Source organism: Arachidicoccus sp. BS20, from assembly GCF_001659705.1.
GTDB lineage: Bacteria > Bacteroidota > Bacteroidia > Chitinophagales > Chitinophagaceae > Arachidicoccus.
Map to the genome: position 1 here is coordinate 1,651,718 of NZ_CP015971.1, position 13,355 is coordinate 1,665,072.

The window sequence follows — 13,355 nt, forward strand, 5'->3', positions numbered from 1 at the left end:
AAATTATTTGAGTGGGCAAAGATAAAGTTTCTCACAAAGCCACAACAAACATAAGACTTTGCTACATTGCTTCTTTGCGCCTTTGCGTGAGATTAAATTTCTTTCAGCGAAATACTTTTTTTAGTAACGCTTAATGAATATTCAACGCCGCATTTTAAAGCGAAATTTTGTTGCGTATGCCCAACGGGAAAATTGAATGCAACAGGAAAGTCATATTCAACAATCACATCTTTTATCACTTCATAAATTGTTTGACCGAATGGATTTGTCGTGTCTTGCATATCGCTGAAAGTGCCGACCAGCAAGCCTTTCACACGATTGAACCAACCTGCGCGTTTTAATTGTTGCAGCATTCTGTCGGCTGTATAAATATATTCGCCTACATCTTCGATAAACAAAATTTTATCTTTTACATCAGGTTCGGAAGACGTGCCGATGGAGTTAATCAGCATGGATAAATTGCCGCCGACCAACTCTCCTTCCACTTTGCCCAAATGATTAAATTCGTGCGTCGCAACTTTGTAATTTGTTTTCTTTCCAAGCAAAACATTCTTCAGCGATTGAATATACATATTATCAACGCCGTCGTTGAAAGCCCCTGCCATTGGCGCGTGTAGCGAAGCGAGTTTCATTTTTTTGTTGAGATGACAATGCAGCAAAGTAATATCGCTGTAACCGACAATCCATTTGGGATTTTTTTTCAGCGGGCGAAAATCAATCTTGTCAATAATTCTGCTAAGTCCGTAACCGCCGCGACCGCAGAGAATGGCGCTTACATCTTCGTCATTAATCATTGATTGAATGTCTGCAATCCGTTCTTCATCTGTTCCTGAAAAATAATTAAACTGATGTCCGAGTGTTTTTCCAATCTTCACGCGAAAGCCCCATTGTTGCAGCGTTTCAATACAAACCAATGCTTTAGTTTTATCCATAAATCCTGATGGACATACAATGCCGACAGTGTCATTTTTTTTTAAATAAGGCGGAATAATCATTGAGTGAAGGTATTTTTAGTGTTTGAATAAAACACCGAAAATAATAGTCCCATAAAGACCTAAAATCAAAATTGCTAAAGTAACAATCAATCCAATCATCCATTTGAATTGGTCAGCAATTTTGTCTTTTAATTCATCTTTCATGGTCAGCAAATCTTCTTTTGTGACTAAATAATTCATGTATGCACTTTTTGTAAAGTTAATTATTCTCAACAAAAAAATAAGTCAAATTTCTTCCAAAATTGTCCCTTCACTTATTACGCTCAAACGATGATGCACATTGCATTTCAGCGCAAAGTTGGCAATCTGATGCCCGACAGGAAAATTGAAGCAAACAGGAAAATCATATTCTTTCACTTTTTCCAAAACCAAATCATATAACGAAAGATTTAGTTCATCATCAGGATTCGGTTGTTTCTTAATGCTTATGCCTCCAATTATTAAACCTTTGATATGATTAAATTTCCCTGCGCGTTTCAAATTCCACAACATTCTGTCGATGTTATACAAATACTCATCCACTTCTTCTATAAACAAAATTTTATCTTTCGTATTGATTTCAGATTTTGTTCCCGAAAGATTTTCTATTGTTCTTAAATTGCCACCAACAATTCTTCCTTCGGCAATTCCTTGCTTATTAAATTCGCTGAAAGCCGTGTCATACTTCATTTTCACGCGATTACTCAATGCATCGCTGATTGAATTGATCGCTTGTTGTTGTATCAAAGGCAACGCATCAAAATTCAAAGGAAAGCTGTTACACATTTTTGAATGTAATGTTGCTACACGAAAATTTGTTGCAATATGTGTATGAAAAACAGTCGCATCACTAAAGCCTATAATCCATTTAGGATGACTGCGGAAATTTGAAAAATCAATCTTGTCAATAACACGCACGGCGCCGTAGCCGCCGCGCGCGCACATAATGGCTTTGATGTTTTCATCGTCCAACATTGCCTGAAAATCTGCGGCGCGTTCTTCATCACTGCCGCCGAAAGTTCCCGAACGCAAACCAATTGTTTTACCAAACTGCGCTTTAAAACCCCAACGTTCAATCTGCGTTTTGGCTTCAATTATTTCGTCAGTTTTAAAATATCCCGACGGACTTGTTACACCAATTGTATCGCCTTTTTTAAGATAAGGTGGAATAATGATATTGCTGTGTTCGTCCTCATCAACTTTGCCTGTTTTTATATTTGGCAAAAACGAAAAAGTCGCTAAGGCAGCCGCATTATGAAGAAATTTTTTTCGTTGCATAGTTTTTATAACACGAATTAATGAATCATTATTCTTTGTTGTCCTTGTTTCTTTGTGAGAAATTATTTCTTACCCAATTCAATTATCTTACAATCTCTAATTTCTTTGCCATCAATAGAAAATTTAACCAATGTTTTTACCTGATGCCACCCTTGCAATCCGCACGCGCCGGGATTAATGTGCAGGCATTCCAATTCTTTGTCGTAAATGATTTTCAAAATATGCGAATGCCCGCTGATAAAGAGTTGCGGCTTTTCTTTCTTGATTAAATCCTTCACGCCGGGCGCATATTTTTTTGGATAACCGCCAATATGTTTCATCAACACTTTTACTTCTTCGCAATAAAAAATATTTTCCAATGGAAACTCGCTTCTTATTTCTTGTCCGTCAATATTGCCATACACGCCGCGCAATGGTTTGAACGCTTTTAATTTCTGCACCACTTCTTCTGTACCAAAATCACCTGCGTGCCACACTTCATCACAATCTTTGAAATGTGTGAAAACATTTTCGGGCAAATGTCCGTGTGTATCTGAAAGCAAACCGATTGTTTTCATTTTTATTCGATTTTTCTGTTCAAATACTTTGAATAATCTGTAAGCAAACTGTTATAAGTCGTTTGCATAAACGGCGAAGTAATCATAAAATCTGCGGCGGCGGGGCAACAAGCCATTGGTATATTCCACACAACACCTAAGCGCAGCAAGGCTTTCACATCGCTGTCGTGCGGTTGCGCTTCCATTGGATCGTAGAAAAAAATCACAAGGTCAATGCTGCCTGTCGCAATCATTGCACCGAGTTGTTGGTCGCCGCCAAGCGGTCCGCTCAACACACGAATTACTTCAATGTCGAGCTGTTCTCCAATCAGTTTACCTGTTGTTCCTGTTGAAACAAGCCGGTGCTGTTTCAATGTTTCTTTATTATCATTTACCCAATTTATCAGTTCTTCTTTTTTATGGTCGTGCGCCACCAATGCGATGGTTTTTGTTTTGCCGATTTCCTTAAACTGCTGTGCCATCTTTTACGATTTTTATTTTTTGGAATAATCCATTTCCGGATGCCGTTCAAAAGGATGCTTGTTGTCAAATATATAACGGTAAGTAATTAATTGCCTGTTTTGTATTCCGCCCAAACCCTTATATATATTGAGCATTCGCGGATTCCAATCGCCCGTCCAGCCCATTTCGTAACGTTCATATAACCGATGACTTTGTATAAAATCCGAGCCTTCACAAATCATAAATGCATCAATACCCAGCGCCTGAAACTTAGGAACCACGCCGAATGCAATGCCTGTAAAACGCTTGCAAGTGCCTTTCTTTTTCATATACAACAAACGCAGTTTTTCAATCAAACCAAACTTGCCATTAAAGTGTTTGAAGTATTGATTAAGGTCGGGAATATTAATCCACATTGCAATCGGCTCGTCTTTGAAGTAAGCAAACCAAATGATTCGTTCATCAATAATCGGTTTCATTTTTTGAAACAAATTCAACACTTCATCTTTCGCAATTTCTTTCCCCTCGTTGTGCTGCGACCATGCGGCATTATAAACTGTTGCAAAATCTTCAGCATGCTTCTCGAGATTATTTTTATCAATGTGTTTCGCAATGTAACCTTGTTTGCTTTTAAATTTATCGGCGCGCTCACGGTATTTTTCCGGCAAAGCATCATCAATATTCATGGCGTAATAATATTGATTGTAAAAATTTTGAAAACCGTAATTCTCAAATAATTTTTGGTAATACGGCGGATTGAAAGCCATACCGTAAATCGGCTCTTCGTGAAAGCCATCGACAAGCAAACCCCAGTATTTATCGCGGTCTCCGAAGTTTATTGGTCCATCCATCGCATCCACGCCTTGCTGTTGCAACCAATTTTTTGCCGTATCAAACAAAAAATTTGCAGCATCCTGATTATCGGTGCATTCAAAAAATCCGACACTACCGACAGGAAAATTTGTTCCAAAATTTTTATATTTCTCGTTTATAAATGAAGCAATTCGTCCAATAACTAAATCATTATCTTTCAATATCCAGCGAATGATTTTTCCGTGTTGAAAATTTTTGTTTTTGTGGGGATTAAAAACTTCTTCGACATCATTATCCAACGGTCTTATATAATTCGGAAACGCGCTGTTGATGCGGGCTGCGACTTCCAAAAAATCTTGTACGTCTTTGCGCGTTTGTACTTCAATTATTTTCATTACACTGATGCTTTACACGAAAATAAGACAGAAAGTGAAGTTATTTAAACTTATTCCGGAAAAGTTGCACAGGGGAGAATGAGATTGCTGTCTGCCAGACAAAGACAAGCAAGAATTATTTCGCAAGATTGTATTGCTGAATAAAATAGCGGATATTTTTTGCACTGAACTTGCTCTGCCTGAAAGCGTTTAAAATTGTGGGATTATCTATAAACAACCGGTCAAGATTGCCGCGTGCAATTGTCTCTGAAGACATGATGCCATTGACATTCATCAAAGTTCCGCTGCCTTTTTGCGCCAGCCAAATGACACGGTTTATCGGTTGTTGTCCGGGACGGGCATTACTCAACATTAGGTATTGATACAAACAAATTTTCCCGTTTTCCAAACATTCCATCCATTGTGGATTTACGTTGGGAGAAAGTTGTATGCTGCGAAACAATGTATGCTTGTAGCTGTACGCTGCATATTGCGTGGGGTCTAAAGGAACTTTTTCGCCGTTGATGATGAATGAAGGTTCATCAAACAATTTCTTTTTGAATTTTCCGTACAAAGTATCGCCGGTATTGCTGACGAGAAAATCTCCTCTGTCTTCATCTTGTGCAAATAAAATTTGTGAAGAAAATAAAGTGAGGAATATGATGATAACGTACTTTTTCATTAGAATAAATTTTGTGTGAAACAATTTTGTCACAGATGCACAGATTTTGCAAAATCTTATACCTGTGGCTAATATCCTACAAACCCACGCCAATTACCATTTTTCAGCTTTTGAAAACGAATAATATTGCTCAATCCGCTTTCGTTATTTTCTTTGTCCACGCTTGTAACGGCTGCATAAAAAACAGTTGCACCGGATGGGATATATTGCGGCAATACAGAAAAATAAAACCACGAAATTCCATTGCTTCCGCCGATAATCTGAATTGGTTGTTGTCCAAGCGTTGCCGCATCCTGCGATACATATAAAACATATTTGTTTACAATTTCGCTTTGCGAAACTTCATCCAACATCCCATGAATTTGTAAATTTTCATTGGGCGAAATCCAGAGTTCAGGTGCATTTGGCTCATTGTTGTCCACCCATTTCATCGGTGGAACAAGCGCCGGATATTTGTAATAATTATCTTCCAGACTGTCCACGAAACCGCCGGGGTCGGACAAAAAAGATTTATTGCTAAAGTAAATGCTGCCCTTTACCTGCGGATATTGACGTAACAATTTTATTTCATTGGGTAATTCACTTGAACGTAAAAACGCAGAAACATCTCTTTCATCTGCATGATAGACCGCCTGCCCGATGTACAGGTCTTTTCCGTAAGTATGATGCGCCCACCAGTCGAGCAAAACTCTGTAGTCCTGTCCCTGTTTACCGATTGCCCAGTACAATTGCGGCGCAACGTAATCAATCCAGCCTTTTCTCAGCCACAACAAAATATCGGCATACAATTGATGATAATTCGTCAAGCCGGTTGTATTGCTTCCATCAGCATCCTGCGATTTATTTTGAAAAATACCAAACGGACTTACTCCAAATTTTACCATCGGTTTTAATCTTAAAATCGCATCGTGTACACGCTTGATTGCCGAATCGCAATTTGCCCTGCGCCAATCATCAAGACTCAATCCCCGTCCATATTTTTTATAAGCGGCATCGTCGTTGAAATGCTGGCTTGTAGGATAAGGATAAAAATAATCGTCAAAATGAATGCCGTCCACATCGTATCGATTTACAATATCCGAAACTACACCAACGAGATAGTCGATACTTTGCGGGAGTCCGGGATTGAATATTTTTTGTTTACCATAATTCACAAACCATTCGGGATGCAGCTTTGTAACATGGTTGGGCGCAACGGAAGATTTTGTAACGTCAAATACCATTCTGTACGGATTAATCCACGCGTGAAATTCCATACCGCGCTTGTGCGTTTCGTCAATCATAAATTTCAACGGGTCATAAAACGGCGAAGGTGCTTGCCCTTGTTTGCCCGTAAGAAACTCACTCCAGGGATCATAGCGCGAAGGATAAAAAGCATCGCCTGCGGGCCGCACCTGAACAAATACGGCATTCATGCCCATTTGCTTGTCTTTATCCAAAAGATTTACAAACTCTTGCTTTTGCTGTGCAATACTCAGTCCCGGTTTACTTGGGTAATCAATATTTAAAACCGTTGCAATCCACACGCCGCGCATTTCATATTTCAGGGAAATGGTTTGCGCACGCGCATTGCACAAAAAAAAGACTAAATAAAAAAGATAAAACAGGCGTTTTTTCAAAACCATTTTTATTGTTCAATTTGTTTACAATTTTCCTTTCGCATTTTCATCAGCAGTTCGCTCAAAACATCCGCCTCTTCTTCGTTTAATTCTTTCATAGGACTGTCGAGTTCCGCAATAGCTTCCAGAATTTTTTCGGTAAGGGCATTCCCTTTTTCCGTTAAAGTAATTTCTACCAAGCGCCTGTCTTCGACAGATTTCTTTTTCTGGACCAAGCCCTTCAGCTCAAGCCTGTCTATCAAACGGCTTGCATCGGACAATTTTTCAAACATTCTATCCCGGATTTGCAACACGTTCAGAGGCTTGTCGCTTCTGTGAATGATGCGCAGAATATTGTGCTGCTGCGGCGTCAAATCAAATTGCTCCATAAACCCACGAATATATTCGTTTATCCAAATAGCAGAATACAAAATATTTACTCTCGCACGATGATATTTACTTCTGTAATCATCTGGTATTAAACTTTTCATTATAGCTAATTGTGGTTGATTAATCTTCCCATACGGTAAGTCCTTCCGAACAGTTGGCGCAAATATCGATATTTTGCCGGCTTGTCATTAGTTCTTTACGAAATTGCTTGTAATTGTCATTGTTCCAAATATCGCGGAACGACTGCATTTTTAAATTTCCCAAGCGGTGCATCGCGTCTTTATCGAAACAGCAGGGCACAACAAGTCCGTCCCACGTAATCACATTGGCGTGCCAAAGTTTCCAGCAATGATTTTTCATGCCGCTTTTCACTTGCATTTTTCCATCCTTACCCACTTTATACCGGCTGTATTTATCAATTGTGGGAATAAGCTGATGCGGGTCGTTTTCATAATCGTATACCTGCGCAGTTTTAAAACGCACTTCGTCCACGCCTATTTCTTTTGCCAAGCGTTTTACGTCTTCAATCTGATGTTCGTTCGGCTTTACTACAAGAAACTGAAAAAATACAAAAGGCGTTTTACTGTTCAGTTCTTTTTTCCATTTCACAATGTTGCGCGCACCTGCCAATACTTTTTCCAATTTTCCACCTACGCGATATTGTTCATAAACATCTTGCGTAGTTCCGTCAATGGAAATAATCAGTCTGTCCAAACCGCTTTCGATAGTTTCTTTGGCTTTTGCATCGGTAAGATAATGCGCATTAGTCGAAGTTGCAGTATAAATTCCTTTGTCGTGTGCATACTTTACCATTTTCAAAAAATCGGGATTGAGAAACGGTTCGCCCTGAAAATAAAAAATGAGATAAAGAATGTCTTTACAAATATCGTCAATCGTATTGGTAAAAAAATTGTCTTTCAACATTCCGCGCCCGCGCGTAAAAGAACGTAACCCGCTGGGACATTCCGGGCAGCGCAGGTTGCACGATGTTGTAGGCTCGAAAGAAATAGAAATAGGCAAGCCCCATTGTATGGGCTTTTTAAACAATTTGCTCAACTGATAGCTTGCCACCACTTTTGCCGCATTCCAAAAACGGCGGGGCGTGAGCTTGCTTACAAGGTTAAGAGTATCGTTCCAATTAAAATACATATTACAAAAGTAAACAGAGAATACGAACCATGCGAAATTTCTGTCATAAACATTTTACATAAAATTTATTCAGAAATAACGTTTTGTTTTTAGAACTGTTGTAATTTTACGCCGCAATTAAAAAGCGCATTAACAATTTTTATTCACACTTCATTTTTAAGAAGTTGAAAAACTATCAATTACAAAACGATTTATTGGCTACGCATCACGAGTTGATGTGCGCTAATTTTTTTGTTGTTAACGCTCCCCGCTCCTGCTTTCCACAACCACGACGACCGAGAAACTAATCATGTTCAATTTCGGGCAATACAAATTATGCTTTATGTGTATTAAGCGCATGAAGTAATTTATCGTCTTATCATAATACAACAAGTGGAAAATACAAATAATATTATCGTTCGTGTGGCAAATGAAAATGACACACATTATGCGCAACAAATCGTAGATGAAATGGCATCGTCCGCAAAGGCACGCGGCACGGGCATTGCAAAGCGCACACCCGAATATGTTGCCAACAAAATGAACGAAGGCAAAGCCGTAATTGCCGTTACGACCGATGGTGCGTGGGTTGGCTTTTGTTATATTGAGGAATGGAGCCACGGCGAATTTGTCGCCAACAGCGGATTGATTGTATCGCCGGAGTTTCGCAAAAGCGGCGTGGCAAAGCGCATTAAAGAAACTATCTTTGCGCTGTCGCGGAAAAAATATCCCGATGCAAAAATTTTCGGCTTGACAACAGGTTTGGCTGTGATGAAAATCAATTCCGACTTGGGTTATGAGCCGGTAACTTACGGCGAACTGACGCAGGACGAATCTTTTTGGGCAGGTTGCAAAAGCTGTGTGAACTACGACATCCTGATGAGCAAAGGCAGAAAGAATTGTATGTGTACCGCAATGCTCTTTGACCCGAAAGACCATTACAAGCCAGAAGAAACGCGGGAACATTTTAAAGAAAAATCGAAGATATACGAGCGTCTGTTGCGCTTTAAACAATTATTCTTAAAGAAAGAAACTGCCGAAGCAGGCGGCGGAGATATAAAACCGAAGCATCATTTCTTTGAAAGGTTTCATTTTTAGAATCGGAAGACCAAGTCAGAAAGTTACGCATCTCAATTTATAATTCATAATTTTTAATTTATAATTGGATAAAATCATGTCAAAATCAGTTGTATTAGGCTTTTCGGGCGGATTGGATACTACGTTTTGTGTAAAATATTTAAGTGAAGACAAAGGTTACGACGTTCACAGCATCATTGTAAATACAGGCGGTTTCAATGATGATGAACTGAAAAAGATTGAAGAACACGCTTACAAGCTCGGCGTGAAAACGCACACCACGATTAACGCGATAAAAAATTATTACGACAGAATCGTGAAGTACCTCATCTTCGGAAATGTGCTGAAGAACAACACGTATCCTTTAAGCGTAAGTGCCGAACGTTTGGTGCAAGCCTTGCACATGGCGGAACACGCAAAGCAACTGAATGCTGATGCAGTTGCACACGGCAGCACAGGTGCTGGCAACGACCAGGTGCGTTTCGATATGATTTTAAACACCGTTGTTCCGGGCATTGAAATCATCACGCCGATTCGCGATTTGAAGCTGAGCCGCGAAGAAGAAATCGAATACCTGAAAAAGAAAGGAGTGGAAATGAATTTTGAAAAAGCGGCTTATTCCATCAATAAAGGCTTGTGGGGAACAAGCGTTGGCGGTCGCGAAACGCTGACCAGCAAAGGCTTTCTGCCCGAAGAAGCATTTCCTACACAGGTTACAAAAACAGGAACGGAAGAAGTAAAATTGCATTTTGAAAAAGGCGAACTCACTTCCGTGAACGATAAAACATTTGAGCATCCGTCCGAAGCCATTCAGTATTTGCAAAGCATTGTTGCGCCTTACGGAATCGGTCGTGATATTCATGTAGGCGATACCATTATCGGCATCAAAGGTCGTGTGGGTTTTGAAGCGGCTGCGCCTGTTGTCATCATCAAAGCGCATCACACTTTGGAAAAACATGTATTGAGTAAATGGCAATTACCGACCAAAGATAATCTCGCTATTTTCTACGGCAACTATTTACACGAAGGACAAATCCTCGACCCGGTAATGCGCGATATTGAAGCGTTTTTTACAAGCTCGCAGCAGCACGTAACGGGCGATGTGTTTGTGCAGTTGTTCCCTTATCGTTTCCTGGTGTTGGGTATCGAATCGAAGTACGATTTGATGAGCGCGAAGTTTGGCAAATACGGCGAAATGAACAATGGTTGGACAGGCGAAGACGTGCGCGGTTTCAGCAAGATTTTTGGTAATCAGGTGGCGATTTATGAGAGCATAAAGAATGGGCAATAATTTTTTCACACAAAGGCACAACGATAAACAAAGCACACAACGCTATTTCGTTGGTAAACTTTGTTTCGTTGTGTGAAATTTTTAATTATGATAAAAGTTGGAATCATAGGCGGAGCGGGCTATACAGGCGGCGAGCTGATAAGATTACTCATCAATCATCCGCAGGCGGAGATTGTTTTTGTAAACAGTAAAAGCAACGCAGGCAATCTTATTTCATTCGTTCATCAGGATTTAATTGGCGAAACGGATTTGAAATTTTCAAACTCCCTCTCCTTTGGAGAGGGTCGGGGTGAGGCTGATATTGACGTTTTGTTTTTATGTTTGGGACACGGCGATTCAAGAAAATTTTTGGAGGAAAATAATATTCCCGATGGCATAAAAGTGATTGACCTTGCAAATGATTTTAGGTTAAATCAGAAATCAGAAATCAGAAATCGCAAATTCATTTACGGCTTACCCGAAATCAATAAAACGGAAATTCAATCGGCGCAAAGCATTGCGAATCCGGGCTGTTTCGCTACTTCTATTCAGTTGGGTTTGTTGCCTTTGGCAAAAGCAAATTTGCTGAATGAAATTTATACAACGGGCATCACAGGCTCAACAGGTGCAGGACAAAAACTTGCTGCGACTTCGCATTTTAGTTGGCGCGCGAATAATATTCAGGCTTACAAAACCCTGACGCATCAACATCTCGGCGAGATTCAACAATCGTTGCATCAGTTGCAAAACAGTTTTCCGTTGGCAGAGGAAAACAGCGAAGCATTGAGTTTTGTTCCTTGGCGCGGCGATTTTACACGCGGCATTTTCATCAGTTCAACTGTTACTTGCAAATTGACTTTAGCAGAACTCAATGATTTGTATAAAGACTTTTACAAAGACACAGCATTTACCTTTGTAAGTGATGAACCGATTTTTTTAAAACAAGTTGTGAATACCAATAAAGCCGTTATTTATTTGGAAAAAGTCGGAACTAAATTGGTTGTTCATTCAGCATTGGACAATTTGCTGAAAGGCGCATCAGGACAGGCTGTTCAGAATATGAATTTGATGTTCGGCTTGGAAGAAACAACAGGATTAAAATTGAAAGCAACAGGGTTTTAAGTTGTAAGTAATAAGTATTAAGTATGCAGAATTATAAAGATTTAAAAGTTTGGGAGAAAGCTCATTTATTTACTTTAAAAGTATATGAGCAAACGAAGTCTTTTCCCAAAGAAGAACTTTATAGTTTGACAAATCAACTTAGAAGAGCCGCCTCATCAATTCCCGCAAACATTGCAGAAGGTTGTGGCAAGAATACAAATAATGAACTTGCACATTTTTTAAATATATCGTTAGGTTTATCAAATGAGGCAGAATATTTTTTAATACTTAGCAAAGATTTACACTATTTATCAGAAGAAAAATTTAATCAATTATATAATCTCGTTAACGAAGTAAAAGGAATGCTCATCGCTTTAATAAACAAAGTGCGGGCATAACTTAAAACTTATTACTTAAAACTTAAAACTATGTCTCTCTTCAACGTTTATCCGCTCAACGATGTAACCATTACAAAAGCGCTCGGCTCTTATGTTTGGGACGAAAACGGCGTGCAGTATCTTGACTTGTATGGCGGACACGCCGTGATTTCTATCGGGCACACGCATCCGCATTGGGTAAAGCGCATTGAAGACCAATTGCATAAAATTTCGTTCTATTCCAACTCGGTGCATATTCCTTTGCAGCAAGAGCTTGCTGATAAATTGGTGAAAGTTAGCAGCAAGAATGATTACCAATTATTCCTTGTGAACAGCGGCGCGGAAGCAAATGAAAATGCGTTGAAACTCGCATCGTTCCACACAGGAAAAAAGAAAGTGATTGCGTTTAACAAGGCATTTCACGGACGTACTTCGCTTGCCGTTGCAGCAACGGACAACAAGAATATTGTTGCGCCCGTGAACGAAACGGACAACATTGTTTTTTTGCCGTTCAATGATGAAGCGGCATTAGAAAATTATTTCAAGGAAAACGGGAAAGAAGTTGCGGCTGTTATTATCGAAGCCATTCAAGGTGTAGGCGGCATAAGGATTGCAGACGATTCGTTCCTGCAAAAAATCCGTTCGTTGTGCGATGAATATGGCGCGGTTTTTATTGCCGATGAAGTGCAATGCGGTTATGGAAGAAGCGGTAAATTTTTCGCAACGGACTACGCCAATGTTGATGCAGATATTTATACAATGGCGAAAGGAATGGGCAATGGTTTCCCGATTGGCGGCATTTTGATTGCGCCGAAGTTTGAAGCGAAATACGGGATGTTGGGAACTACCTTCGGCGGTAATCATTTGGCTTGCGCGGCTGCGTTGGCTGTGTTGGAAGTGATAGAACAGGAAAATTTGATTGAACAATCCAAGCAGCGCGGCACTTATTTACTGAACAGATTGAAAAGTATTGACGGCATTGAAAACGTGCGTGGTCGCGGTTTGATGCTTGGCTTTGACGTGCCTGATGCGATTAAAGATTTGCGCAAAAACCTGTTGTGGAACCATCACGTATTTACAGGCGAAGCAAAGCCGAATGTGATTCGTTTGTTGCCGTCTTTGGCAATTACAAGAAAGCAGGTTGATGAGTTTTTGGATGTGTTGAAAGAAGAAGTGGAAAATTTGAGTGTAAAAGAAAATGCTGTTGTTTAATTACAATGTTGTTTCCAACAACTTGTATGTAAAAACAGATTTCGTGTAAAGCATGGATTGGAATTCTATGATTATACACTTTA

The 13,355-nt window shown here is 39.6% G+C and carries 15 protein-coding genes; 5 read left to right on the forward strand and 10 right to left on the reverse strand.

From position 1 onward, the window contains the following. Positions 1-92: 92 nt before the first annotated feature. From A9P82_RS07395 to A9P82_RS07435, 10 genes are all read right to left on the reverse strand, one after another. Positions 93-995 carry a S66 peptidase family protein gene (locus tag A9P82_RS07395; protein ID WP_066206140.1) on the reverse strand — a complete coding sequence of 301 codons (903 nt, stop codon included), beginning with the start codon at positions 993-995 and terminating at the stop codon, positions 93-95. A 15-nt stretch (positions 996-1,010) separates the two neighbouring features. Next, on the reverse strand, positions 1,011-1,175 hold the full coding sequence (locus tag A9P82_RS15410) for a hypothetical protein (protein WP_156522622.1): 165 nt from the start codon (positions 1,173-1,175) through the stop codon (positions 1,011-1,013). 45 nt (positions 1,176-1,220) lie between these two features. After that, positions 1,221-2,252, reverse strand: a complete 1,032-nt coding sequence (locus A9P82_RS07400; RefSeq protein WP_066206143.1) for a S66 peptidase family protein — start codon at positions 2,250-2,252, stop codon at positions 1,221-1,223. Positions 2,253-2,314: 62 nt separating this feature from the next. Continuing rightward, the gene (locus A9P82_RS07405) at positions 2,315-2,809 is read right to left on the reverse strand and encodes a metallophosphoesterase family protein (RefSeq protein ID WP_066206146.1); all 495 of its coding nucleotides are present in this window, start codon (positions 2,807-2,809) and stop codon (positions 2,315-2,317) included. A 2-nt stretch (positions 2,810-2,811) separates the two neighbouring features. Further along, positions 2,812-3,270: a methylglyoxal synthase gene (locus A9P82_RS07410; RefSeq protein ID WP_066206148.1), complete on the reverse strand. Its 459-nt coding sequence runs from the start codon at positions 3,268-3,270 to the stop codon at positions 2,812-2,814. Positions 3,271-3,282: 12 nt separating this feature from the next. After that, positions 3,283-4,458, reverse strand: a complete 1,176-nt coding sequence (locus A9P82_RS07415) for a hypothetical protein (protein WP_066206153.1) — start codon at positions 4,456-4,458, stop codon at positions 3,283-3,285. Between the two features lie 115 nt (positions 4,459-4,573). Continuing rightward, positions 4,574-5,119 (reverse strand): hypothetical protein, encoded by a 546-nt coding sequence (locus tag A9P82_RS07420; RefSeq protein ID WP_156522623.1) that lies wholly within the window; start codon positions 5,117-5,119, stop codon positions 4,574-4,576. Positions 5,120-5,187: 68 nt separating this feature from the next. Beyond that, positions 5,188-6,744 carry a glycoside hydrolase family 10 protein gene (locus A9P82_RS07425; protein WP_066206159.1) on the reverse strand — a complete coding sequence of 519 codons (1,557 nt, stop codon included), beginning with the start codon at positions 6,742-6,744 and terminating at the stop codon, positions 5,188-5,190. Positions 6,745-6,746: 2 nt separating this feature from the next. Further along, on the reverse strand, positions 6,747-7,208 hold the full coding sequence (locus tag A9P82_RS07430; RefSeq protein WP_066206161.1) for a MarR family winged helix-turn-helix transcriptional regulator: 462 nt from the start codon (positions 7,206-7,208) through the stop codon (positions 6,747-6,749). A 19-nt stretch (positions 7,209-7,227) separates the two neighbouring features. Then, complete coding sequence (locus A9P82_RS07435) at positions 7,228-8,256, reverse strand: radical SAM/SPASM domain-containing protein (protein ID WP_066206163.1); 1,029 nt, start codon at positions 8,254-8,256, stop codon at positions 7,228-7,230. 372 nt (positions 8,257-8,628) lie between these two features. Here A9P82_RS07435 and A9P82_RS07440 point away from each other — a divergent pair, with 372 nt between their 5' ends. From A9P82_RS07440 to A9P82_RS07460, 5 genes are all read left to right on the forward strand, one after another. Further along, positions 8,629-9,333 carry a GNAT family N-acetyltransferase gene (locus A9P82_RS07440; RefSeq protein ID WP_066206166.1) on the forward strand — a complete coding sequence of 235 codons (705 nt, stop codon included), beginning with the start codon at positions 8,629-8,631 and terminating at the stop codon, positions 9,331-9,333. Positions 9,334-9,409: 76 nt separating this feature from the next. Beyond that, entirely contained in the window at positions 9,410-10,603 is a 1,194-nt protein-coding gene (locus A9P82_RS07445; protein ID WP_066206169.1) for an argininosuccinate synthase, read from the forward strand. An 87-nt stretch (positions 10,604-10,690) separates the two neighbouring features. Continuing rightward, positions 10,691-11,704 (forward strand): N-acetyl-gamma-glutamyl-phosphate reductase, encoded by a 1,014-nt coding sequence (gene argC, locus A9P82_RS07450; protein WP_066206172.1) that lies wholly within the window; start codon positions 10,691-10,693, stop codon positions 11,702-11,704. Positions 11,705-11,727: 23 nt separating this feature from the next. Next, positions 11,728-12,081, forward strand: a complete 354-nt coding sequence (locus A9P82_RS07455; RefSeq protein WP_066206175.1) for a four helix bundle protein — start codon at positions 11,728-11,730, stop codon at positions 12,079-12,081. 30 nt (positions 12,082-12,111) lie between these two features. Further along, positions 12,112-13,272, forward strand: coding sequence for an aspartate aminotransferase family protein (locus A9P82_RS07460; RefSeq protein WP_066206178.1), 1,161 nt, complete (start codon positions 12,112-12,114; stop codon positions 13,270-13,272). Positions 13,273-13,355 lie beyond the last annotated feature (83 nt).